The 24423-nt window shown below is 59.0% G+C and carries 21 protein-coding genes; 10 read left to right on the top strand and 11 right to left on the bottom strand.

Annotation, left to right across the window (positions count from 1 at the left end):
• The first annotated feature begins 42 nt into the window (after positions 1 to 42).
• From HKK53_RS23070 to yccS, 6 genes are all read left to right on the top strand, one after another.
• Entirely contained in the window at positions 43 to 1485 is a 1443-nt protein-coding gene (locus HKK53_RS23070) for a TldD/PmbA family protein (protein ID WP_169372730.1), read from the top strand.
• Positions 1485 to 2834, top strand: a complete 1350-nt coding sequence (locus HKK53_RS23065) for a TldD/PmbA family protein (protein ID WP_169372729.1) — start codon at positions 1485 to 1487, stop codon at positions 2832 to 2834. The genes HKK53_RS23070 and HKK53_RS23065 overlap by 1 nt, the downstream gene beginning before the upstream one ends.
• 139 nt (positions 2835 to 2973) lie before the next feature.
• On the top strand, positions 2974 to 4401 hold the full coding sequence (mdtD, locus tag HKK53_RS23060; protein WP_169372728.1) for a multidrug transporter subunit MdtD: 1428 nt from the start codon (positions 2974 to 2976) through the stop codon (positions 4399 to 4401).
• A 186-nt stretch (positions 4402 to 4587) separates the two neighbouring features.
• On the top strand, positions 4588 to 5973 hold the full coding sequence (gene dbpA, locus HKK53_RS23055) for an ATP-dependent RNA helicase DbpA (RefSeq protein ID WP_133835654.1): 1386 nt from the start codon (positions 4588 to 4590) through the stop codon (positions 5971 to 5973).
• A gap of 132 nt (positions 5974 to 6105) precedes the next feature.
• Positions 6106 to 7284 (top strand): NAD(P)/FAD-dependent oxidoreductase, encoded by a 1179-nt coding sequence (locus tag HKK53_RS23050; RefSeq protein ID WP_169372727.1) that lies wholly within the window; start codon positions 6106 to 6108, stop codon positions 7282 to 7284.
• A gap of 163 nt (positions 7285 to 7447) precedes the next feature.
• Positions 7448 to 9631, top strand: a complete 2184-nt coding sequence (gene yccS, locus HKK53_RS23045; protein ID WP_169372726.1) for a YccS family putative transporter — start codon at positions 7448 to 7450, stop codon at positions 9629 to 9631.
• 155 nt (positions 9632 to 9786) lie between these two features.
• Here the strand turns inward: yccS and HKK53_RS23040 are convergent, their stop codons facing one another.
• Entirely contained in the window at positions 9787 to 10530 is a 744-nt protein-coding gene (locus HKK53_RS23040; RefSeq protein ID WP_169372725.1) for a substrate-binding periplasmic protein, read from the bottom strand.
• A 257-nt stretch (positions 10531 to 10787) separates the two neighbouring features.
• Here HKK53_RS23040 and HKK53_RS23035 point away from each other — a divergent pair, with 257 nt between their 5' ends.
• Positions 10788 to 11240: a GNAT family N-acetyltransferase gene (locus tag HKK53_RS23035; protein ID WP_169372724.1), complete on the top strand. Its 453-nt coding sequence runs from the start codon at positions 10788 to 10790 to the stop codon at positions 11238 to 11240.
• A gap of 126 nt (positions 11241 to 11366) precedes the next feature.
• Here HKK53_RS23035 and HKK53_RS23030 read toward each other — a convergent pair whose 3' ends face one another.
• The 3 genes from HKK53_RS23030 to HKK53_RS23020 are packed head-to-tail and all read right to left on the bottom strand — an operon-like array spanning position 11367 to position 14336.
• Positions 11367 to 11663, bottom strand: coding sequence for a winged helix-turn-helix domain-containing protein (locus HKK53_RS23030; protein ID WP_123404302.1), 297 nt, complete (start codon positions 11661 to 11663; stop codon positions 11367 to 11369).
• Positions 11664 to 11675: 12 nt separating this feature from the next.
• The gene (locus HKK53_RS23025) at positions 11676 to 12167 is read right to left on the bottom strand and encodes a M48 metallopeptidase family protein (RefSeq protein ID WP_169374284.1); all 492 of its coding nucleotides are present in this window, start codon (positions 12165 to 12167) and stop codon (positions 11676 to 11678) included.
• A 45-nt stretch (positions 12168 to 12212) separates the two neighbouring features.
• Positions 12213 to 14336 (bottom strand): putative bifunctional diguanylate cyclase/phosphodiesterase, encoded by a 2124-nt coding sequence (locus tag HKK53_RS23020; protein WP_169372723.1) that lies wholly within the window; start codon positions 14334 to 14336, stop codon positions 12213 to 12215.
• 322 nt (positions 14337 to 14658) lie between these two features.
• Here HKK53_RS23020 and HKK53_RS23015 point away from each other — a divergent pair, with 322 nt between their 5' ends.
• Entirely contained in the window at positions 14659 to 15327 is a 669-nt protein-coding gene (locus HKK53_RS23015) for a polysaccharide lyase family 7 protein (protein ID WP_169372722.1), read from the top strand.
• 171 nt (positions 15328 to 15498) lie between these two features.
• Here HKK53_RS23015 and HKK53_RS23010 read toward each other — a convergent pair whose 3' ends face one another.
• Positions 15499 to 15900 carry a hypothetical protein gene (locus HKK53_RS23010; protein ID WP_169372721.1) on the bottom strand — a complete coding sequence of 134 codons (402 nt, stop codon included), beginning with the start codon at positions 15898 to 15900 and terminating at the stop codon, positions 15499 to 15501.
• Between the two features lie 243 nt (positions 15901 to 16143).
• Between HKK53_RS23010 and HKK53_RS23005 the strand changes: the two genes are divergently transcribed.
• Both HKK53_RS23005 and HKK53_RS23000 read left to right on the top strand, forming a co-directional pair.
• Positions 16144 to 16833, top strand: a complete 690-nt coding sequence (locus tag HKK53_RS23005) for a transposase (protein WP_169372720.1) — start codon at positions 16144 to 16146, stop codon at positions 16831 to 16833.
• A 389-nt stretch (positions 16834 to 17222) separates the two neighbouring features.
• On the top strand, positions 17223 to 17801 hold the full coding sequence (locus tag HKK53_RS23000; protein WP_169372719.1) for a hypothetical protein: 579 nt from the start codon (positions 17223 to 17225) through the stop codon (positions 17799 to 17801).
• 155 nt (positions 17802 to 17956) lie between these two features.
• On the opposite strand, the gene fba is transcribed toward HKK53_RS23000, so the two are convergent.
• The 6 genes from fba to tkt all read right to left on the bottom strand — a co-directional run bounded on the left by fba (position 17957) and on the right by tkt (position 24203).
• Positions 17957 to 19021, bottom strand: a complete 1065-nt coding sequence (gene fba / locus HKK53_RS22995; protein WP_054044249.1) for a class II fructose-bisphosphate aldolase — start codon at positions 19019 to 19021, stop codon at positions 17957 to 17959.
• A gap of 135 nt (positions 19022 to 19156) precedes the next feature.
• Positions 19157 to 19489, bottom strand: a complete 333-nt coding sequence (locus HKK53_RS22990) for an MliC family protein (protein WP_149659681.1) — start codon at positions 19487 to 19489, stop codon at positions 19157 to 19159.
• A 56-nt stretch (positions 19490 to 19545) separates the two neighbouring features.
• Positions 19546 to 19770 (bottom strand): hypothetical protein, encoded by a 225-nt coding sequence (locus tag HKK53_RS22985; protein WP_169372718.1) that lies wholly within the window; start codon positions 19768 to 19770, stop codon positions 19546 to 19548.
• 34 nt (positions 19771 to 19804) lie between these two features.
• The gene (locus HKK53_RS22980) at positions 19805 to 20968 is read right to left on the bottom strand and encodes a phosphoglycerate kinase (protein ID WP_169372717.1); all 1164 of its coding nucleotides are present in this window, start codon (positions 20966 to 20968) and stop codon (positions 19805 to 19807) included.
• A 12-nt stretch (positions 20969 to 20980) separates the two neighbouring features.
• On the bottom strand, positions 20981 to 22033 hold the full coding sequence (gene epd / locus HKK53_RS22975; protein WP_169372716.1) for an erythrose-4-phosphate dehydrogenase: 1053 nt from the start codon (positions 22031 to 22033) through the stop codon (positions 20981 to 20983).
• Positions 22034 to 22205: 172 nt separating this feature from the next.
• A complete protein-coding gene (gene tkt, locus HKK53_RS22970) occupies positions 22206 to 24203 on the bottom strand; it encodes a transketolase (RefSeq protein ID WP_169372715.1) in 1998 nt (665 codons plus the stop codon).
• Between the last annotated feature and the right edge of the window lie 220 nt (positions 24204 to 24423).

Genomic DNA, 24423 nt, shown 5'->3' with positions numbered 1-24423 from the left:
CTGCACCGATACGCCGCTTCTCCAGACCAAGGAGGTTCTCGAATGTTCGATTTCCACCCCCAGCTCAAGCAGCGTTTTGCTGCCTTGCGCACGGGCGCTGAATTCTTTTCGCTGCGTTATGTACGCGAGTCCGGCCAATACCTGTCAGTACGCAAGAATGTCGCCGAGCCGCCGAGCCTGCGCCGGGACGAAGGCGCGATGCTGACCGTTCGGGTCAACGGCGTCGAAGCCTACGCCGCGACCAACGACCTGTCGCAACAGGGCCTGCAAACCGCGCTGGAGAAGGCCGAGCAACAAGCCCGCCGACTCAAACCCCACGCCTTGCTCGACCTGAGCGCGCAAGTCGTTTCCAGCGACCGCGCCGATTACTTTTCGCCGAACCTCGACCAACCCTTCCCGTCCCTGAGCGACTGCTACCAACTGCTCGGCGCCGAATCCGCTGCCGTGCCCAAGGACGAGCGACTGGTGAACTGGGAAGTCAGCATCGGCATCACCAACGTCGAGCAAATCTACCTCAGCAACGCCGGCGCCGAACTGCGCCAGGCCCAGCGTTTCGTCTACCCGAGCCTGGAAGTCACCGCCTACGACGGCAACGACAGCCAGACCCGCACCCTGGGCCGCGAGAACTTTGGCCAGCAGGGCGGTTTTGATGTGATCAGCCGCTGTGGCCTGGTCGGCGCCGGACCGAAAATCGCCGATCAGGCGCTGCAATTGCTGCTGGCGCCGAACACCCCGAAAGGCCCACGCGACCTGCTGTTGATGCCAGACCAGATGATGCTGCAGATCCACGAATCCATCGGCCATCCGCTGGAACTGGACCGCATCCTCGGTGACGAGCGCAATTACGCCGGCACCAGTTTCGTCAAGGCCGAAGACTTTGGCCGCCTGCAATACGGCTCCAAACTGCTCAACGTGACCTTCGACCCGGACATTCCAGAGCAACTGGCCAGTTACGGCCATGACGACGACGGCACCGCCGCGAGCAAACAATTCCTGATCAAGGAAGGCCTGTTGCTGCGGCCATTGGGCGGTGCGCTGTCGCAATTCCGCGCGGGCATGGACGGCGTGGCCAACAGCCGCGCTTGCAGCTGGAACCGTCCGCCGATCGATCGCATGGCCAACCTGAACATCGAGTCTGGCGATCAACCGTTGGAGCAAATGATCGGCAATATCGAACACGGCATCTTGATGAGCACCAACCGTTCCTGGTCCATCGACGATGCGCGCAACAAGTTCCAGTTCGGCTGCGAATGGGGCCAGTTGATCGAAAACGGCGAACTCAAAGGCGTGGTCAAGAACCCGAACTATCGGGCAATTTCCGCGCACTTCTGGAAAAGCCTCAGCGCTGTTGGCAACGCCGACACTGTCAAGGTCCTGGGCACGCCGAACTGCGGCAAGGGCGAACCGAACCAGGTGATTCGCGTCGGCCATGCGTCGCCGGCCTGTGTGTTCAGCAATGTGGATGTGTTTGGGGGAGATGCCTGATGACTCACTTTACGAGCGCCCCTGACAACCAGGCCGAGTCGTTCAATGTCTTGGTCAACTGGGTGCGCGATGCGATTCGCGAACCGGAACAATTCACCCTCAGCTACGCCGCCGAGTCCTCGGCCTTCGTGCGTTTCAACCACGCCAAGGTCCGTCAGGCCGGGCAGGTGCAGCAGGCGAGCGTCGGTTTCAAACTGATCGACGAGGGTCGCCACGCCGACCTGAACATCACGCTGTCGGGTGATGCCGAAGTCGATGTGCTGCGCCTGGCCGAAGGGCTGCAACAGCTGCGCGAAACCTTGCCGTTGCTGCCGCAGGATCCGTACTTGCTGCTCAACCACAACGGTTGGCAGAGCAACAATGTTCAAGATCACCCGCTGCCGGACACCGAACAAGTGGTTGCTGAAATCACCCAGGCCGCCGAAGGGCTCGACCTCGTCGGGTTCTACGCCGCCGGGCCGATCAGCCGTGGCTTCGCCAGTTCTTCGGGCGCGTTCGGCTGGCATCAGGCCAACAGCTTCAACTTCGATTTCAGTCTGGTGCATGAAAACGGCCAAGCGGTGAAAGCCAGTTACGCCGGGCACGACTGGAGCAGCGAAGGTTTTGCCAAGCGCTTCCAGCAAGCACGCGAGCAGTTGGCATTTCTCGGTCGACCTTTGCGCACCTTGGCACCGGGGCAGTACCGCGCTTACCTGGCCCCTGCCGCCATGGAAGAAATCATGGACATGCTCGGCTGGGGCGGTTTCTCGGCGCAGTCGATTGCCAGCAAGAACAGTCCGTTGCAGAAGCTCTACGCTGGCGATCAGTCGTTCAGCCCGTTGGTGTCCGTCGATGAGAAGGTCAGCGGTTCCCTGAGTCCGGCGTTTTCCGGCGAAGGTTATCCGCGCAGTGATCTTGGGTTGATCGTCGCCGGCAAGGCCGGCGCGCAAATGGTCAGCTCACGCAGTGCCGCGGAATATAGCCTGACGGCCAACGGTGCCGGTGGCGGTGAGATGCCGAGTGCGTTGAACATGGCGCCCGGCGCATTGCCTGAAGCCGAGATTCTCAAGCAACTGGGCACAGGGCTGTACATCAGCAACCTCTGGTACCTGAACTACTCGGACCAACCGGCGGCGCGCTTGACCGGCATGACGCGGTTCGCGACCTTCTGGGTCGAGAACGGCGAGATCCAGGCACCGGTGAGCACCATGCGTTTTGATGACAGCGCCTACAACCTGCTCGGTTCGCAGCTGGAAGCGTTGACCCAGGAGCGCGAGTTGCTGCTGTCGGCGAGTACTTACAGTCAGCGGGCGACGGCGTCGTCTTTATTGCCGGGGGCGCTTGTCAGCCGGTTGACGTTGACCCTCTGACCCAGATCGTTCCCACGCTCCGCGTGGGAATGCAGCCCGGGACGCTCCGCGTCCTATTGAAGGCGTAACGCAGAGCGTCACAGGATGCATTCCCACGCGGAGCGTGGGAACGATCATTGATAAACCCACCAGAGGTCCCATGCCCAACCGCCCGCCTCTCGATGCTGTCACTGCCCGCTGGTTACCGTGGGTCGTCGCCATTGCCTTCTTCATGCAGTCCCTCGACGGGACCATCCTCAACACCGCCCTGCCGGCCATGGCCCTGGACCTGGCGGAAAACCCGCTGCGCATGCAAGGCGTGATCATCGCCTACATGCTCACTGTCGCCTTGCTGATCCCCGCCTCGGGCTGGATCGCCGACCGTTTCGGCACCAAGAAGATCTTCTTCGGCGCGATCCTGCTGTTCAGCATCGGCTCGTTGCTCTGCGCGTTATCGAGCACGCTGAGCATGTTGATCGGTGCGCGGATCATTCAAGGCCTGGGCGGTGCCTTGATGTTGCCGGTCGGCAGGTTGGTTGTTCTCAGGGCCTACCCGCGTTCGGAACTGGTGCGGATCATGGGTTTCATCACCATTCCCGGTCTGCTCGGCCCTTTGCTCGGGCCAACCACCGGCGGCTGGATGGTGCAGTACTTGTCGTGGCACTGGATCTTTTTGATCAACCTGCCGGTTGGCGTGATCGGTTGCTACGCGGTGTGGAAGTTCATCCCCGACCTGCGCGGCAGTGAACGCACGCGGTTCGATAGCCTCGGCTTTCTGCTGTTCGGCGCGGCGATGGTGCTGATCACCATCGCCATGGAAGGCCTCGGCGAATTGCACCTGCCGCATCTTCGCGTGATGTTGCTGCTGTTCGGCGGCATGGCCTGCCTCGCGGCTTATTGGTTACGGGCCGGGCACATCGATAATCCGCTGTTTGCGCCGTCGCTGTTCAAGACCCGGACGTTCGCCGTGGGCATTCTCGGCAATCTGTTCGCCCGCCTGGGCAGCGGCGCCCTGCCGTTCCTCGTGCCGTTGCTGCTGCAAGTGGCGCTGGGGTATTCGCCGTCCCAGGCCGGGATGAGCATGTTGCCACTCGCTGCGGCGGCGATGTTCGCCAAGTCCGTGGCGCGACCGCTGATCGAGCGCTTCGGCTATCGCATCATCCTCACTGGCAACACCCTGGCGCTGGGCGTCATGCTGGCGAGCATGGGCCTGGTCACCGAGCAAACGCCGTACTGGCTGCTGTTGGTGATGCTGGCGATTGCCGGCGCGATCAACTCCTTGCAGTTCACCGCGATGAACACCGTGACCCTGATCGACCTCGACGACGCCAGCGCCAGCAGCGGCAACAGTTTGCTGTCGGTGGTGGCGCAATTGTCGCTCAGCCTGGGTGTGGCCTGTGCCGGTGCGCTGCTTGGCGGCTTTACCGCAGAGGTTGGAAACGATGGCGTGGAGACGGTTTTGGGTGCGTTCCAATTGACCTTTGTGACGGTCGGGATCATGGCGATGCTGGCGGCGACGATCTTCTCGCAACTGTCACCCAATGATGGCCGACGGGTGGTCAGCCGCGAACACGACATCGAACACTGACCCGTAGCAGCTGCCGAGGCATGAGGCTGCGTCGGGCTGCGAAGCGGCCCCCGAGGGCGGTCCTGCGGACACACAACGCAGCCTCGTGCCTCGGCAGCTGCTACAACGTGCTTCTCGTCCAGAATTTGCAGGTGCAGCGCGCAGGCCTGATACACTGCGCGACATTTTGTTTTGCAGGCCCGTCCCGTGACCACCATCGCCACCGCTTTTAATACTTTGCCGCTGTCCGCCGCCATGCTGGCTAACCTCGACTCTTTGGGTTATGCCGAGATGACGCCGATCCAGGCGCAAAGCTTGCCGGTGATCCTCAAGGGGATGGACCTGATCGCCCAGGCCAAGACCGGCAGCGGCAAGACCGCCGCCTTCGGCATCGGCCTGCTGAACCCGATCAATCCGCGCTTCTTCGGTTGCCAGGCGCTGATCATCTGCCCGACCCGCGAGCTGGCGGACCAGGTGGCCAAGGAAATTCGTCGTCTGGCCCGTGCCGAAGACAACATCAAGGTCCTGACCCTGTGCGGCGGCGTGTCCCTCGGCCCGCAGATCGGTTCCCTGGAGCACGGCGCGCACATCATCGTCGGCACCCCGGGCCGGATCCAGCAGCACCTGCGCAAGGGTTCGCTGATCCTGCATGGCCTGAACACCCTGATCCTCGACGAAGCCGACCGCATGCTCGACATGGGTTTCTACGATTCCATCGAAGAAATCATTGCCCAGACCCCGGAACGCCGCCAGACCCTGCTGTTCTCGGCCACCTACCCGACCGGCATCAAGCAACTGGCCGCGAAGTTCATGCGCAACCCGCAGATCGTCAAGGCCGAGGCGTTCCACGACGACTCGCAGATCGAGCAGCGCTTCTACGAAATCTCCCCGGAAGAGCGCATGAGCGCTGTCACCAAAGTGCTCGGCCATTTCCGCCCTGCGTCCACCGTGGCCTTCTGCTTCACCAAGCAGCAAGTTCAGGAAACCGTCGATCACCTGACCTCCAAAGGCATCTCCGCCGTCGGCCTGCACGGCGATCTGGAACAGCGTGACCGCGACCAGGTGTTGGCAATGTTCTCCAACCGCAGTACTTCGGTACTGGTCGCCACCGACGTCGCCGCTCGCGGCCTGGACATCGATGCGCTGGACATGGTGATCAACGTCGAGTTGGCCCGTGACTCGGAAATCCACATTCACCGTGTTGGCCGTACTGGCCGCGCCGGTGAGAAAGGCATCGCAATCAGCCTGGTGGCACCATCCGAAGCCATCCGCGCGCAAGCCATCGAGAAGCTGCAGCAGTCGCCGTTGAACTGGGATCAGATCGACAACCTCACCTCCCAGGGCGGCGCGCCGCTGCTGCCGGTGATGAGCACGTTGTGCATCGGCGCTGGTCGTAAAGACAAGGTGCGTCCGGGCGACATTCTCGGCGCACTGACCGGCGACGCCGGTATTCCGGGCGCCCAGGTCGGCAAGATTGCGATCTTCGATTTCCAGGCGTTTGTGGCTGTGGAACGCGGGATCGCCAAACAGGCGTTGCAGCGTTTGAACGACGGCAAGATCAAAGGTCGTTCGTTGCGCGTGCGCATCCTCTGATCCTGATCGTTCCCACGCTCTGCGTGGGAATGCATCCCGTGACGCTCCGCGTCACATAACGGCGGACGCAGCGCGTCCATGGCGGCATTCCCACGCAAAGCGTGGGAACGATCATTGTGTGAGGACACCGTTTTGCGCTCTACCGAAGTCGTGATCATTGGCGCTGGCGCCGCAGGGTTGATGTGTGCGCTGACCGCCGCCGGGCGCGGGCGCAAGGTGATGTTGCTCGACCACGCCAACAAGGCCGGCAAGAAAATCCTGATGTCGGGCGGTGGCCGCTGCAATTTCACCAACATGTACACCGAACCGGGCAATTTCCTCTCGCAGAACGAACACTTCTGCAAATCCGCCCTGGCCCGCTACACCCAGTGGGATTTCATCGGCATGGTCGCCAAACATGGCGTGCCGTACCACGAGAAGAAGCTCGGCCAGCTGTTCTGCGATAACAAATCCAGCGACATCCTCGAAATGCTTTTGAGCGAGTGCGATCAGGTCGGCGTCAGCCTGCACCTGGACACCTCGATCCAGACCATCGAGAAACTCGAAAGCGGTTACCTGCTGGACACCACACTCGGCCAAATCACCTGCGAATCCCTGGTCATCGCCACCGGCGGTCTGTCGATCCCGACCTTGGGCGCCACCGGTTTCGGTTATCAAGTGGCCAAGCAGTTCGGCCACGATTTGCTGCCGACTCGCGCCGGCCTGGTGCCGTTCACCATCACCGATCAGCTTAAAGAACTGTGCACCGAGCTGTCCGGTACCTCGGTGGATTGCCTGGTGAGCTGCAACGAGCAGAGCTTCCGCGAGAACATCCTGTTCACTCACCGCGGCCTCAGCGGCCCGGCGATTTTGCAGATTTCGTCGTTCTGGGAATCTGGCGACACGGTAGCAATCAACCTGATGCCGGACCACGACGTGCCGAGCTGGCTGCAACAGCAACAAGCCGAACGCCCAAACAGCGAACTGAAAACCCTGCTGGGGGAAATCTTCACCAAGAAGATGGCCAACCTGTTGGCGGACAACTGGTTCGTCTCCAAACCGATGAAGCAATACACCCATGCGGAAATCGCCGACATCGCCGAAAAACTGGCGAGCTGGAAAATCGTGCCCGCCGGCACCGAAGGCTATCGCACCGCTGAAGTGACCCTGGGTGGCGTTGACACTCATGAAGTGTCGTCCAAGACCATGGAATCGCTGAAAAGCCCTGGTTTGTATTTCATTGGCGAAGTGCTGGATGTGACCGGGCATCTGGGGGGTTTCAACTTCCAGTGGGCGTGGGCTTCGGGTTATGCGGCGGCGCAGTACGTCTGATACACCGCGTTATCGTTCTTCGCGGGCAAGTCGAAAGCGTCCGAACAGACAACACAGAACCATCAAGGGAACAGATTTTGCTGTCAGATGTGATCGGCGCCATTGCGTCGGCGTCATTACTGGCTCAATTTAGCGTCATCGCCTCGGAAGGCCCTCGCACTTCATGTCATCGACCCCGTTCAGTCAGTCTCTGCGTCGCCTCTGGGCGCTGGATAAATTCAGTTACAGCGTAAGGGTGTTCATCGCCCTGACCGGCAGCATGGCCGTCTGTTGGTACCAGGATGAAATGGGGCTGTTGATCCCGTTGTTCCTGGGCATCATCGCCAGCGCCCTGGCCGAGACCGACGACAGTTGGCAGGGCCGCCTCAACGCACTGGCGGTGACGCTGGTGTGTTTCAGCATCGCCGCGCTCTCGGTCGAACTGCTCTTCCCCTACCCCGTCATTTTTATCATCGCCCTGGCGCTGGCCGCCTTCGGCCTGACCATGCTCGGGGCGCTGGGTGAACGCTATGGCGCGATTGCCTCGGCGACGCTGATCCTTTCGGTCTACACCATGATCGGCGTGGACCAACGCGGCGGCGCGGTGACTGATTTCTGGCACGAACCGGTGCTGCTGGTGGCCGGCGCCGCCTGGTACGGCCTGCTCTCGGTGTTGTGGCAGGCGCTGTTTTCCAATCAGCCGGTGCAGCAGAGTCTGGCGCGGTTGTTCCGTGAGTTAGGTTTGTACCTGAAGCTCAAATCGTCGCTGTTCGAACCGATCCGGCAACTGGACGTGGAAGCCCGGCGCCTGGAATTGGCCCAGCAAAACGGCCGCGTGGTGGCCGCGCTGAACGTGGCCAAGGAAATCATCCTGCACCGGGTCGGCAACGGTCGGCCAGGCTCGAAAGTCAGCCGTTACCTCAAGCTGTACTTCCTCGCCCAGGACATCCACGAGCGCGCCAGTTCTTCGCACTACCCTTACAACGCCCTGGCCGACGCGTTCTTCCACAGCGACGTGATGTTCCGTTGTCAGCGCCTGCTGCGCCAACAAGGCAAGGCCTGCCGCGCCCTGGCGGAATCGATCCAGATGCGCCAGCCGTTCATCTATGACGCCAGCTTCGCCGAAGCACTGGGCGACCTGCACGCCTCCCTCGAACACCTGCGCATCCAGAGCAACCCGGCCTGGCGCGGATTGCTGCGCTCGTTGCGCGCACTGGCGGCCAACCTCGGCACGCTGGACCGTTTGCTCAGCGACGCGAGCAACCCCGACGCCCTCGCCGACGCCACCGACAGCAGCCTGCTCGACCGCTCGCCGCGCAATCTCAAGGATGTGTGGCTGCGCTTGCGCACGCAACTGACGCCAACCTCGTTGCTCTTCCGCCATGCCCTGCGTTTGCCCCTGGCGTTGAGCATCGGCTACGGCATGGTGCATTTGATCCACCCGTCCCAGGGTTACTGGATCATCCTCACCACGCTGTTTGTCTGTCAGCCGAACTACGGCGCGACCCGGCGTAAACTCGGGCAGCGGATCATCGGCACCGCCATCGGCCTGACCTTGGCCTGGGCGCTGTTCGATCTGTTCCCGAACCCGTTGGTGCAGTCGTGCTTCGCCATCGCCGCCGGGGTGGTGTTCTTTATCAACCGCACCACCCGCTACACCCTGGCGACCGCGGCGATCACCTTGATGGTGCTGTTCTGTTTCAACCAGGTCGGCGACGGTTACGGGCTGTTCCTGCCGCGCCTGTTCGATACCTTGCTCGGCAGCCTGATCGCCGGCCTCGCGGTATTCCTGTTCCTGCCGGACTGGCAGGGTCGACGCCTGAACAAAGTGCTGGCCAACACCCTGACCTGCAACAGCATCTACCTGCGTCAGATCATGCAGCAATACGCCGCCGGCAAAAGCGACGACCTCGCCTATCGCCTGGCCCGACGCAATGCGCACAACGCCGATGCGGCGCTGTCGACCACGTTGGCCAACATGCTGATGGAGCCGGGGCATTTCCGGAAAGAAGCGGATGTCGGGTTCCGTTTCCTGGTGCTGTCCCACACGCTGCTGAGCTACTTGTCAGGGCTGGGCGCGCACCGCGAGACGCAACTGCCGCCGGATGTGCGTGAGCATTTGATCGACGGCGCCGGGGTGAGCCTGGCGGCGAGCATCGATGAGATCGCCCAGGGGCTGGCGAGCAAACTGCCGATTGCGATTCAGAGCGATGCGGAAGAGGCGTTGGCCAATGAGCTGGAGCAGATGCCGGATGAGATCGATGAAGGTCAGCGGCTGGTGCAGACGCAGTTGGCGTTGATCTGCCGGCAGTTGGGGCCGTTGCGGACCCTCGCGGCGCATCTGATTAAAGACACCAGCGAGGTCTGAGATGTGCGGTGGTTGGGCGGGCCTCTTCGCGGGCAAGCCTCGCTCCTACAGGACTGGGCGCGCTGCGATTCTCGACACGATAAAACCCATGTAGGAGCGAGGCTTGCCCGCGAAGGCGTCCTCCGCCACATCCCTAAATCCGGCTCAGCAACGCCTCACATCCCATGCTGTTTCAACAACCGTTCATAACTCCCATCCGCCTTCATCGCCGCAATCTCCCGATCAAACCCCGCCACGATCTGTTCATGCGCCGGGTTCTTCAGGCTGACCAGAATGTGCAGGCTGTTTTCGCTCAAGGGCTTGGGCAGGAACTCCACGGAATTACGGACTTTGGATGACTCCCGGGCCAGGTAATAACGGGCAACGAACTCATCTTCCAGGGTCAGCTTGACCCGGTCCGCCGCGAGCATGCGCACCGCCATGGCGAAGTTATGCACCGGGACTTTCTGCAGCGCCGCATCTTCATCGAACTCCGGCGAATACGCATAACCGCGCACCACGGCGATCGGGTAGGTGTGCAGTTGCTGCAGGTTGTTGTATTCGATCGGCGCGTCTTTGCGCTTGATGAAGCGCACGCGGTTGAGCAGGTACTCAGAGGAAAACTGCCCGAGCTTGGTCCGGTCGTCGTTGTACCAGGCATTGACCAGCACGTCGTAACGGCCCTCGCCCACGCCGAGCAAGGCGCGCGCCCAGGGCACCTGCTCGAAATCGCTGGCGTAGCCGGCCCGGGCCAGCGCCGTGCTGACGATGTCCGTGGCCAAGCCACCATTGACCAGCGTAGCGTCGGTAAAAGGTGGCCAGGCATCGGCCACCAGACGCAGCTTTTCCGCTGCCGCAGTCTGAGTCAGCAACAGCAACAGCAAGCCAATCAAAGCAAGAGCTCGATGCAATCGCGGCATGCTAGAAAATCCTTAGCGGGCGGGCTGCCCGATGTGTTTTTCAGCTAAAACCCCAAGACTCGACTACCGGCGTAGCGGTACTAAACCTTAGCTCATTGAAGCCACTGCACAGCGCTGACTTGCAGATTACACAAAGAAGACAACGGCGCGCGAAATGAATGATGGCATTTTGGCCTTTGTCACAGATTTCTCAGCCATCAAGACATCTTTCGCCGGGACGCTTAGTATCGGCAGGACGTAGTTCAAGGAATGTGAAGATGACAATCGAGTGGGTCTGCAAACATCACAGCGATCTGGGGAAAGAGCAGCTGTATGCCATTTTGAAACTGCGCGCCGAAGTGTTTGTGGTCGAGCAGCGCTGTGCTTATCAGGACGTCGACGGCCAGGATCTGGAAGGCGACACCTGCCATTTGATGGGCTGGAACGGGGATGCGCTGCTGGCGTACCTGCGTTTGCTCGACCCGGAGTTACAAGGCGGCGACGTGGTGATCGGGCGGGTGGTGACAGCGCCGGAAGGTCGTGGCCAGGGGCTGGGGCATGAAATGATGGAGCAGGCGTTGAAACAGGCTGAGAAGCGCTGGCCCGAAGTGCCGATCTATCTGTCGGCGCAAGCGCATTTGCAGGGGTATTACGGGCGATATGGGTTTGTCGCGGTTGGGGAGGAATACCTGGAGGATGATATTCCGCATATCGGGATGCGGCGTTCTTGAGGGCCTCTTCGCGGGCAAGCCGTGCTCCTACAGGGTGTTTGGGTTGCCCGCATCATGTGTGTACAACGCGAACAACGTAGGAGCGAGGCTTGCCCGCGAAGGCGCCGGTACAGGCGCCACAAAACCCTAGGGATATTCCAGCACCGCTTTAATCTGCCGCAAATTGCGCTCGATCCACCCCCGATCAATCGCCCCCCACTCGCGAATCCGATAACGCCCGGCATGGTTGCGCGCGCCGTCTTCCTGTTCGAACTCACAGACGATATCCAGATCCGCCAACGCCGCAATGGTGTCCTGGGCCGTGCGCCGGGGCATGCCGGTGACTTCGGTCAGGGTCGGGACGCTGCTGGCCAGCCCGCTGTCGATCAGGTACGCCACGTACAACCGGCGGTAGAAGCTGCTTTTGGTTTTGCTGACGTCCATTCGGACACTCCTTTACTGCATATCCCGCCAAGTCAGATACACCCGCAGATCAAACTCCACCTGGTGATACCCCGGCAACATGTGTTCGCACAACTTGTAAAACGCCTTGTTGTGATCCGACTCTTTGAAATGCGCCAGCTCATGCACCACGATCATTTTCAGAAACTCCGACGGCGCTTCCTTGAACAGCGAAGCCACCCGGATTTCTTTCTTGGATTTGAGCTTGCCGCCCTGCACCCGGGAAATCGTGGTGTGCAGGCCGAGGGCGCGGTGGGTCAGGTCCAGGCGATTATCGAACAACACCTTATCGATGGCCGGGGCGTTACGCAGGTATTCCTGCTTCAGGTCCAAGGCATAGGTGTACAACGCCTTGTCGCTTTGCACGCCGTGCTTTTGCGGGTAACGCTGATCCAGGTAGTCGCCCAGCCGACCGTCGGCGATCAGCTGGCGCACCTGGTCCTGTAACGCAGCGGGATAGGCCTGGAGGTATTTCAACGCGGTCATTGGGCGGGCAACACGAATCACGAAAAGGTCGCCAGTGTAGCGAATTCAGCGGGGCAGCGCGCTCCAGTCGAAGGGCTGCACAAACTCTCCGGCATCGTCGGAGGTCATGGGCCGCGCCACCAGGAAGCCCTGCACATATTCGCAGCCGTTGGCCTGCAGCCACTCATATTGCGCCACCGTTTCCACGCCCTCGGCGATCACCAGCAGGCCGTATTGTTTACACAGGTCGATCACCGTGCGCACCAGCGAGGCATCCCGCGTCGACTCCGGCAACCGCGCAATCAGATGCCGGTCAAGCTTGAGCGTGTCCAGCTCCAGATCCCGCAGATGCGCCAGTGAACACGGCCCCGAGCCAAAGTCATCCAGTGCCACCCTAACCCCCAGATTGCGCAGCAAACGCAGTTGCTTGCGGGTTTCGTCGGGGTTGATCATCAACGCTTCTTCGGTGACTTCGACCTCTATTTGACTCGGCCGCAATTCATGGCGCTCCAGCGTTTGCCGCAACTCGGTCACCAGATTGGGCATGCCGAATTGCGTACTGCTCAGACTCACCCCCAGCACCAGGTCATCGGCGAACAAGGTTTCCCAGGCTTTGCGCTGCTTGGCGCTGCGATGGTAAATCCAGCTGCCCAGGCGACTGATCAACCGCGCCTCTTCCAGCAACGGCAAAAACAGCCCCGGCGGAACATCGCCGACACTCGGGTGTTGCCAGCGCAGCAACGCTTCGAAGCCGCGAATCTGCCCGCCATTGATTGCCACTTGCGGCTGATACACCAAATTGAAATCGCGGTTCTCGATGGCGGTACGCACGCTTTCTTCGAGCATCAGGCGCGAGCGTGCCCGCCCGTTCATTTCATGATCGTAGAAGCGGTATTGCTGACGCCCAGCGCGCTTGGCTTCGTACATCGCAATGTCCGACGCCCGCAGCAAGCCGTCGAGGTTGGAACCGCAATCCGGATACGTGGCGATGCCGATGCTCGCACCGAGGGCAATGTCCAGGCCTTCGATCTGCTGACAGATCGATACGCGCTCAATCAGTTTCTCGGCAATCTTCGCCGCTTGCTCGGGGAATTCCAGGTCGAGCAACGCCGTGAACTCATCGCCGCCCATGCGCGCCAGAATGTCGAAGGGTCGCAAGCAAGCCTTCAACTGCTCGGACACCCAGCGCAACACCCGATCACCGGCATCGTGACCGAGGGAATCGTTGACCCGTTTAAAACCGTCCAGGTCCAGGTACAGCAACACCCAGGCACTGTCGGAACGCTCGCCGCGCAGCAGCAGGTTTTCCACGGTCTGGTGAAAACCACGGCGGTTGAGCAGCCCGGTCAGCGGGTCGGTCACCGCCTGGAACTCCAGTTGCTGATGCAGGTGGCGCACCACCGACATGTCCAGCACCGTCACCACCATCGCATGTTGCTCGGAGGGCAGTGGCGCGCAGGACAACGCCACCGGCACCTGCTGGCCCGGCGCCGTGCGCAACAGCGCATCGTGCAGGCGCGAGGTTTCGCCGCGTTTGTAGCCCGTATACAGGTCGGAATCGGCCCAGATCGGGATGTGCGGCTTTTGCAGGAAATCCAGAAACTCCCGGCCTTGCAGGTCCTTGACCGTGGCATTGAGCAGCCGCGACATCGCCGGGTTGGCAAAGCGAATCAAGCCGTCCTCACCCACTACCAGGATGCCTTCGGCAGCGTTGTCCAGCACCGAGGCGTTAAACGCCCGCGCGACCTCCAGATCGTGGCTCAGGCGCTGCAACGCCCGGCGATTGCGCTGATGCTCCAGCAACGCCTGGACTTTGGGCTTGAGAATCTGCGGGTCGAAGGGTTTAAACAGGTAATCCACCGCGCCGCTGGCGTAACCCTTGATCACGGCGTCCTGGGACTGCTCGTTGGCGGTGAGGAAAATAATCGGGGTCAAGCGGGTGCGTTGACTGCCACGCATCAGCCGCGCGACTTCGAAACCGTCCATGCCCGGCATCTGCACATCCAGCAGCACCAGGTCGATATCGTGTTCAAGCAGCAAACTGAGGGCCTCGAAGCCCGAGGCGGCGGTCATGACCTGCCAGTCCTGGCGCTGCAACAAGGCGCGCATGCTGATCAGGTTTTCCGGGTAGTCATCAACGATTAAAAGGACAGAGCTGCCTTCACCTGGCGTGGGTTGCGCGCATTCCATGCTGCTTCTCTTGTTCGGGGCGACAGGCCGGTTTCTCGTGAAAACCGGACATATACTGAGCCTTCACTCTAGACCCGGATCGGCAAAAGCAGTAGGTGTCATCGCGCCATCATTTAACCAAAGCGTCCATAAGCCGACTAACGGTCGGCGCTACAGCCCCCTGAAACCGGGAAGGATGGCTTTTTGACAGGATGTTGACGTCAATCTTCTGCCCGGCGGGCATTAACAAAGCCCGCGACTACGCTTATAAAGGCAGCCCTCCAAGGCCCGTGCTAGAGCTTCTGGCACGGGCGTGCAGCATGAATTCGTGGAAGCTTTGTCTATGATCGATCTCGCAACATGGAACCTCAGTGTTCCTGTCGGCAATCCGCCTTACACCGTCGAAACAGCCAAACTGGTGAAGGGTTTCAAGGACCAATACTTCCATTCCGACACCGGCACCCTGTTTTTCTGGTCCCCGGTCACCGGCTCCAAAACCGCAAACGCCAAATACCCCCGCACCGAACTTCGCGAAACCTACAGCAACGGCACCCTGCGCAACTGGCTCTACCCGGAGGCCGACAATTCCCTGCGCGCCACTTTGGCGGTGAACCAGGTGCCCAGCTCGGGCAAAATCGTCATCGGCCAGATCCACGCTTATGAAAGCCAGAAGCCCTTGGTGAAGCTTGAGTATCAATTCAAGACCAGCACCCAGTCGGGCAACATCGTCGCCAAAGTGCGCATGCACCCCGATGACGGCGAAGGCCGGGTCATCACCATTGCCACTGGCGTGAAACTGGACAGGGAGTTTTCCTACCTCATTCACCTGAGTCCTGGTGGTCAGTTGGGCATCAGCGCGGCGGGTTATCAGTGGGACTCGAACATCAGCGCCACCTGGCGCGACAAGCCGCTGTATTTCAAGGCCGGTGTGTATGTGCAGGACCACACCGGGTATACCAGCGAAGGCGGGAAAGTGACGTTCAGCAAGCTGGATATTGATCACGATAAGTAAGCCTTCTGCCCTGATCATTCCCACGCGCAGCAAAGGAATGCAGCCCGGGACGCTCCGCGTCCCTTCCTGAGGCTGGAACGCAGAGCGTCCCTAGAGGCATTCCCACGCAGAGCGTGGGAACGATCTCATTAAATAAATCTGTCCCCTTTTCCCCCTCAACTACTCACGCCTTTACGCGAACGACTCGAATGTTCCCTCTGCTGAAAAGACCCCTTCCTCAAAGAGTTTGAATTCCCCCGCGGGATATGGCATACCTGCTGACAAACGAAACGTACCACTGGCACATTTATCATCGTAAACACGATCAATCTCCAAATGTGCTCTAACGGCCTCATCATTTCCCCTTAGCGTGTAGGTCTTTCCAACCTCAAGGCCCACTCTAAACTTAATCCCCATATAATAATGGTGCCCGCCTAGTTCTCTATACTTCGGATTAATATAAAAGAACTCGTTATCCCTAGACAAAAGGCCCTCTCCCTGAAGCTTCAACGGGTGCTCACCATAGTCCTGATGTTTGAATATGACTTTCAGTTCACCAGAAACTTGGCTACCGACGCTATTTTTAATTTCCATTTTTTTCATCCAGCAAGTAAATGAGTTCAAGAGAAAAAAGGGGACAGATTTATTTATGCCCCCTCTTCCCCTAACCATATGCAACCTACGATAACAAAGCACCTGTAAGAAATAACAGTTTCTAATGCTCTTTTGCGATAACAAACCGTGAGTCATGACACGAAATCTCACTAAAAACCGTTGGGTTATCGTTTACCCTCCTCTGCTACGCTGTTGACAACATACATGGAAGTAGGTGGCAACATGCCCAGAACGGCACGTATTGTTTTACCCAATTACCCGCATCATGTCGTGCAACGAGGCCACAACAAGCAGGTGGTGTTTCCCGAGACAAGTGATTTCGCACATTACCTGGCTGATCTGCAAGAACTCAAAGCCGTCTTCGATGTGAAGGTGTACGCGTTTTGTCTAATGACCAACCATGTCCACTTATTACTTGCCCCCGGTGACTCTGCTGCTGGTCTCGGACAGTTGATGAAAGGCTTGGCAGGACGAATGACCCGGCACCGCAACAAACTGGAAGGACGCTCAGGCACGTTATGGGAAAGCCGTTACAAATCCAGCGTCGTACAAACCGATATCTACTTACTGGCCTGTAGCCGATACATCGAGCTCAACCCGGTGCGAGCGCAAATGGTTCAACGTGCACAGGACTACCCTTGGTCAAGCTTGCATCTACGCCTCAACGAATTTCCAAAGAATAACTGGCTGGATGAAAGCCCTGGATTCAGTGAACTTGGCACGAACCTCGCTGAGCGTATTACTCACTACGCGTCCTTTATGGAGCAGGGCGTTCCCTCATCAGAACTGCAATTGATTAGAGGCGCACTTCAACGCGGACAACTCACTGGGAGTCCGAAATTTACCGATGAGATTGAGGAGATAACCGGATTACGAATAACGCAGCGGGCGCGAGGTAGGCCGGCGAAATAGACTGAACACTTTTGAAGAGGGGCTGATTAAATAAATCTGCCCCCTTTTTTCATTTTTCTTGCTTTTTCTTTCTTTCCCTCTGCGACGCGACGACGAACCGCATTTTAGTTTTAACATCCATAACAAAAAACTCTTAAAAACTGTCAACTTTTACAGCTGACAGAAAATTTGATGCTGCCTACTATTCAACACGAAACAAGAAAAAATGAAAAAGCACAGATAAATAAATCCGTCTCTTTTTCCTCCTTTTTCCTTTACAGCTACGAGTACAACTTGGATTGCCTGCAATTCAAAGCGAGAGAAACAAAAAGAGAAAGTATTGATGAAATATTCTTTTCTATTTGCGCTCTTATCACGTCATATAAAACCCCATAGCAACAGGTGAAATCATGAGTACCGATCGCCAAAAATCGTTTACCGCCCGTTTGAGTTACGAAGAATATGCTGTTTGCTTCTATGAGTTAACACTAGACGCATCAACCGTGACAGGATATTTCAGAGGGAAACAAGTAACAGTTCCAGGCACCAAAGGATATGCGAACCTCAAGGATACCAAATATTTGTGCCTGAACAATAAACTTAATAAAAATGAAGGACCTTTACTTTATTTTCGTTATGTAGATGGCGGGTATATTATTTACGTCCGAGAGCAAGGTCCACAGTATGGAAAAAGCATTGGCATTTCAAATGGCTGGTTATTAACATCGGACACACCAGTCCACATGCGCCTCGCGGCGGTAGGAAACGAAAGTCTGAAACTAACGCTAGATGATTTTCCGAATGACACTTATAAAGAATTGTGCCTGCAAGGTCCCGACGGAACTTTGCAATACTACAAATTTGTAAAAACTGATGTTTCGTTTTCCTACTCTTACCTTGTGACTTACGGAGGTAAAAGCCCAATCCCATTCTACTTTGAAATCGTAGAAAAAAATGTGCCTTATCTAAGTAATCCCGAGGAAATTTAAAAAACAGAAAAGTGACAGTTTTATTAATCTAGCTCTAGCTCTAGAATACCACTTATAAAACTCCACTTTCATGGTGGGCAGCCTGCCTGCTAATCACCCCCCCAAAAAACCCGCCTCTCGGCGGGTTTTTTATCAACGCTGTTTAACGCCCAGGCTTAATTAACCTTAGCGTTCAACTCACCTTTCAGATAACGCTGATACATCGCTTCCAACGAGATCGGCTTGATCTTCGAAGCATTACCGGCAGTACCAAACGCTTCATAACGAGCGATACACACATCACGCATGGCGGTCACGGTCGCGCCGAAGAACTTGCGCGGGTCGAACTCGCTCGGGTTGGTGGCCATCAGGCGACGCATCGCACCGGTGGACGCCAGGCGCAGGTCGGTGTCGATGTTGACCTTGCGCACGCCGTGCTTGATGCCTTCAACGATTTCTTCAACCGGGACGCCGTAGGTTTCTTTGATGTCGCCGCCGTACTGGTTGATGATCGCCAGCCAGTCTTGTGGCACGGAAGACGAACCGTGCATCACCAGGTGGGTGTTAGGGATGCGTTTGTGGATTTCTTTGATGCGGTCGATGGCCAGTACGTCGCCGGTCGGTGGCTTGGTGAACTTGTACGCGCCGTGGCTGGTGCCGATGGCGATGGCCAGGGCGTCGACCTGGGTGCGTTTGACGAAGTCAGCGGCTTCTTCCGGGTCGGTCAGCATTTGGCTGTGATCCAGAACGCCTTCGGCGCCGATGCCGTCTTCTTCACCGGCCATGCCGGTTTCCAGGGAACCCAGGCAGCCCAGCTCGCCTTCTACCGAAACGCCGCAGGCGTGAGCCATGGCCACAGTTTGTTGGGTCACACGGATGTTGTAGTCGTAGTCGGTCGGGGTCTTGCCGTCTTCGCCCAGGGAGCCGTCCATCATTACCGAGCTGAAGCCCAGTTGGATGGAGCGCTGGCAGACGTCAGGGCTGGTGCCGTGGTCCTGGTGCATGCACACCGGGATGTGCGGGAATTCTTCGATTGCCGCCAGGATCAGGTGACGCAGGAACGGGGCGCCTGCGTATTTGCGAGCACCGGCCGAAGCCTGGACGATCACCGGGGAGTCAGTCTTGTCAGCGGCTTCCATGATGGCGCGCATCTGCTCAAGGTTGTTGACGTTGAAGGCTGGAACGCCGTAGCCGAATTCGGCTGCGTGGTCCAACATCTGGCGCATGCTGATAAGTGCCATTGTGTGTGTCTCTCCCGGTTTGGGTCGTTAATCGTGCCAGCCTGCCGTAGCGGCGGCGGCTATTCAAGTTATTGCAGATCGGGGGTGAGTCCGGTCCGCTCATTCGGTGTTGCCTAACTCTCTACGAGCCATCGATTACTCGGCTTTACAACCGCGGCCGATCAAATCATTGGTGGCGACCCAGTAAACCAGGCCTTCCTCACCTTTTACGTGAAACGCCAGCATGTCGTTGCTGTACAGCGAACCTTCGGCGCCCGGTTCAAGCTTCAGGCGATAGACCTGATCGGCCCCGCCGAGGCGCACGTCGACTTCCCTAAGGCTGTCGTCGGTGTAGCGCCAGAGCACTTTGGCCTGGCTGTCGCAGGTCCAGGTGGTCCAGTTGTCCGCGGGCGCCGAGGTGTTGAACAGGTTGAAATTCGAGCAACCTGCCAGCAGTGCCAGCGCCATGACGGCGATAAAACCTTTCATCCATGTTCCTCGACCAACGGCGCACGCCGCCGGCCTTGAGTAAAGAGTCAGACCCGTCAAGGGCAGCCATGTTCCTTGGCCGGGGTCTGTGTCTCGTATTTGTCCAGGCCATCGGGCCCGGAACGCTTGTTGAGCACCGGGTTGGTTTCCGCCTGCCAGTCGGCCTGGTAACAGCCCTTATCAGCCGGCGCAGACGGCGCGGGGTCGGGCTTGGCTTTCGGGTTACTCCCGCAAGCCGTCAGCGAAACCGCGACGATCAACAGCGCAATCGTCCTGACCATATCAACACTCCTTTGCCTGGTCATTTAAGTGATCTCAGGCCTTGGCCCGGCTTTCCAGGACTTCAACCGCCGGCAGAACCTTGCCTTCGACGAACTCGAGGAACGCGCCACCGCCGGTAGAAATGTAGGAGATCTTGTCGGCAACGCCATATTTATCGATGGCGGCCAAGGTATCGCCGCCGCCGGCAATGGAGAACGCCGAGCTTTCAGCGATGGCCTGGGCCAGCACTTTGGTGCCGTTACCGAACTGGTCGAATTCGAACACCCCCACCGGGCCGTTCCACAGGATGGTCTTGGACGACTTCAACAGCTCGGCGAAATTCGCCGCGGTCTGTGGGCCGATGTCCAGGATCATGTCGTCTGCCGCTACATCAGCGATCAGTTTGACGGTCGCCGTGGCGCCTTCCGCGAATTCCTTGGCAACCACCACGTCCACCGGCAGCGGCACGCTGACTTTGGCGGCGATGGCACGGGCGGTGTCCAGCAGGTCCGGTTCGTACAGGGACTTGCCGACCGGGTGACCGGCAGCGGCCAGGAAAGTGTTGGCAATGCCGCCGCCGACGATCAACTGGTTGCAGATCTGGCTCAGGCTGTTGAGCACGTCGAGTTTGGTCGAGACCTTGGAGCCGGCAACGATGGCGGCCATTGGCTGGGCCGGGGCGCCGAGGGCTTTGCCCAGTGCGTCCAGTTCAGCGGCCAGCAACGGACCAGCGGCGGCGACTTTGGCGAACTTGGCCACGCCGTGGGTCGAACCCTCGGCACGGTGAGCGGTGCCGAAGGCGTCCATCACGAACACGTCGCACAGGGCGGCGTATTGCTGGGCCAATTCGTCAGCGTTCTTTTTCTCGCCTTTGTTGAAGCGTACGTTTTCGAACAGCACGATGTCGCCGGCCTTCACGTCAACGCCGCCCAGGTAGTCGGACACCAGCGGCACTTCGCGGCCCAGGGCCTTGCTCAGGTAGTCGGCGACGGGCTTGAGGCTGTTCTCGGCCGAGAACTCACCTTCGGTCGGACGGCCAAGGTGCGAGCAGACCATCACGGCCGCACCTTTTTCCAGGGCCAGCTTGATGGTCGGCAGCGAAGCCAGGATACGCGCATCGCTGGTGACAACACCGTCCTTGACTGGGACGTTGAGGTCTTCGCGGATCAGTACGCGTTTACCTTGCAGATCGAGGTCGGTCATCTTCAACACGGTCATGGGTCGCAATTCCTACTGTTTAAGAGAGGCAGCTGTTTGCAGATAGTGTTCTGCAACGTCCAGCATTCGGTTGGCAAACCCCCATTCGTTGTCGAACCAGGCCAGAATATTCACCAGCCGTGGGCCGGAAACGCGGGTCTGACTGGCATCGACGATCGCCGAATGTGGGTCGTGATTAAAATCACAGCTTGCGTGGGGAAGCTCGGTGTAAGCCAGCAGACCTTTGAGCGGGCCGCTGGTGGCGGCCTCACGCAGGATCCGGTTGACCTCGGTGGCGTCGGTGTCGCTCACGGTTTGCATCGTAATGTCGAGGCACGACACGTTCACCGTCGGCACCCGTACGGCTTTGGCCTGAATTCGCCCGGCAAGTTCCGGCAGCAGGCGTTCGATGCCACGCGCCAGACCAGTGGACACCGGGATCACCGACTGGAACGCCGAACGGGTGCGGCGCAGGTCTTCGTGGTGATAGGCGTCGATCACCGGTTGATCGTTCATCGCCGAGTGGATGGTGGTGATCGACACGTATTCCAGGCCAATGGCCTGGTCCAGCAGGCGCAACAGCGGCACGCCGCAGTTGGTGGTGCAGGACGCGTTGGACACCAGCAATTCTTCGCCGGTCAGGCAATCCTGGTTCACGCCGTAGACGATGGTGGCGTCGACATCCGCCTCGCTGGCCATCGGCTGGGAAAACAACACGCGTGGCGCACCGGCGTCGAGGAAGCGCTGGCCGTCGGCGCGGGTGTGGTAAGCGCCGGAGCACTCCAGCACCAGATCGACGTCCAACGACGCCCAATCGATGCCTTCGGGGGTGGCACTGCGCAGGACCTTCACGCAGTTGCCATTAATATGCAGACAATCGTCCTCAACCCGCACGTCGCCGGGAAAACGCCCGTGAGTGGAGTCAAAGCGTGTCAGGTATTCGATGCTGGCCATGTCAGCCAGATCGTTGATCGCGACAATTTCAAACCCGGCCTTCTCGCCTCGCTCAAACAACGCACGCAAGACGCAACGACCAATCCGGCCGTAGCCGTTGAGTGCAACTTTGTAAGGACGCGGTTGAGGCATGGGGTTCTCGATTACCGTGGTGAATCCGTTGTTGCAGTGGTGGCAGGGCCGACGCCTTCGCGGGCAAGCCTCGCGCCTACAGGTTTTCGGTTGTCATGAAAAACAACACGATCCCTCGTAGGAGCGAGGCTTGCCCGCGAAGAGGCCAGCCCGGACAACGCAACCTTCGGACTTAGTCTTCCAGCAACTCTTCAGCCTGACCCAGGATGTTTTCCAGGGTAAAGCCGAACTCTTCGAACAAGGCTGGCGCAGGCGCCGACTCGCCGAAGGTGGTCATGCCGATGACGCGGCCTTCCAGGCCCACGTACTTGTACCAGTAGTCCGCGTGAGCGGCTTCGATGGCGATACGGGCGCTGACCTGCAACGGCAGGACCGCTTGCTTGTAGCCGGCGTCTTGAGCGTCGAACACGCTGGTGCACGGCATCGAAACAACGCGAACCTTGCGGCCTTGCTCGGTCAGCTTGTCGTAAGCCTGAACCGCCAAGCCCACTTCCGAACCGGTGGAGATCAGGATCAGCTCAGGCTCGCCTGCGCAATCCTTCAACACGTAACCGCCACGGGCGATGTCGGCGATCTGGCCGGCATCACGCTCCTGGTGCTGCAGGTTCTGACGCGAGAAGATCAGCGCCGAAGGGCCGTCCTTGCGCTCGATGGCCAGCTTCCAGCAAACAGCCGATTCCACGGCATCGGCTGGACGCCAGGTGTCGAGGTTCGGGGTGCTGCGCAGGCTGGTCAGTTGCTCGATCGGCTGGTGAGTCGGGCCGTCTTCGCCCAAACCGATGGAGTCGTGGGTGTAGACGAACACCACGCGTTTCTTCATCAGCGAGGCCATGCGTACGGCGTTGCGCGCGTATTCCATGAACATCAGGAAGGTCGCGCCGTAAGGCACCAGACCGCCATGCAGGGACACGCCGTTCATGATCGCGCTCATGCCGAACTCGCGAACGCCGTAGTACATGTAGTTGCCGCTGGCGTCTTCAGCCGAGACACCTTTGCAACCTTTCCACAGGGTCAGGTTGGAACCGGCCAGGTCAGCGGAGCCGCCCAGCAGTTCAGGCAGCAGCGGGCCGTAGGCATTCAAGGCGTTCTGGCTGGCTTTACGGCTGGCGATGGTTTCGCCCTTGGCCGCGACTTCAGCGATGTAAGCCGAGGCTTTTTCCGCGAAATCGGCTGGCAGTTCACCGCTCAGACGACGGATCAGTTCGTTGGCTTCGGTCGGGAATGCAGCGGAGTAAGCAGCAAAACGCTGATCCCACTCGGCTTCGGCAGCGCGACCTTTTTCCTTGGCATCCCACTCGGCATAGATATCAGCCGGGATTTCGAATGGGCCGTGGTTCCAGTTCAGCGCCTTGCGGGTCAGGGCGATTTCCGCGTCACCCAATGGGGCGCCGTGGCAGTCTTCTTTACCTTGCTTGTTCGGCGAACCGAAACCGATGGTGGTCTTGCAGCAGATCAGGGTCGGTTGCTCGCTTTTGCGCGCGGTCTCGATCGCGGTCTTGATTTCTTCCGGGTCGTGACCGTCAACGTTGCGGATCACTTGCCAGTTGTAGGCTTCGAAACGCTTTGGCGTGTCGTCGGTGAACCAGCCTTCGACTTCGCCATCGATGGAGATGCCGTTGTCATCGTAGAAGGCGATCAGTTTGCCCAGGCCCAAAGTACCGGCCAGGGAGCCGACTTCGTGGGAAATGCCTTCCATCATGCAGCCATCACCCAGGAACACGTAGGTGTGGTGGTCGACAATGTTGTGGCCAGGACGGTTGAACTGCGCCGCCAGGACTTTTTCCGCCAGGGCGAAACCCACGGCGTTGGCCAGGCCTTGGCCCAGTGGACCGGTGGTGGTTTCGACGCCCGGGGTGTAGCCGAATTCCGGGTGACCCGGGGTGCGGCTGTGCAGTTGACGGAACTGCTTGAGGTCTTCGATCGACAGGTCGTAACCGGTCAGGTGCAGCAGCGAGTAGATCAACATCGAGCCGTGGCCGTTGGACAGCACGAAGCGGTCACGGTCGGCGAACGATGGATTGCTCGGGTTGTGCTTCATGTAGTCACGCCAAAGCACTTCGGCGATATCCGCCATCCCCATAGGGGCACCCGGATGGCCGCTGTTGGCTTTTTGCACGGCATCCATGCTGAGGGCACGAATGGCGTTGGCACGCTCACGACGGCTTGGCATCGCTGATCTCCTAGGGTTTGAATAAAACGAAACGGAAAAAAGGCGAGCATTTTCCCTCACCCACCCGCCTCGGGGCAATGACAGATAGTCATCTAGAGGCGTTTTTCCAATGGATAACGACGGTTTCGACTGATGAAACCTTTCTGCTATTCGTTTGTAGAGACAACAGAGCATTGAGAAGTGCCATCTATCGAGCAATATCAAAACTTTTTGATATTGC

The organism is Pseudomonas sp. ADAK7 (assembly GCF_012935675.1).
Lineage (GTDB): Bacteria > Pseudomonadota > Gammaproteobacteria > Pseudomonadales > Pseudomonadaceae > Aquipseudomonas.
Note: the sequence above shows the minus strand (reverse complement) of the source record. Positions and strands in the feature narration are given on the sequence as shown.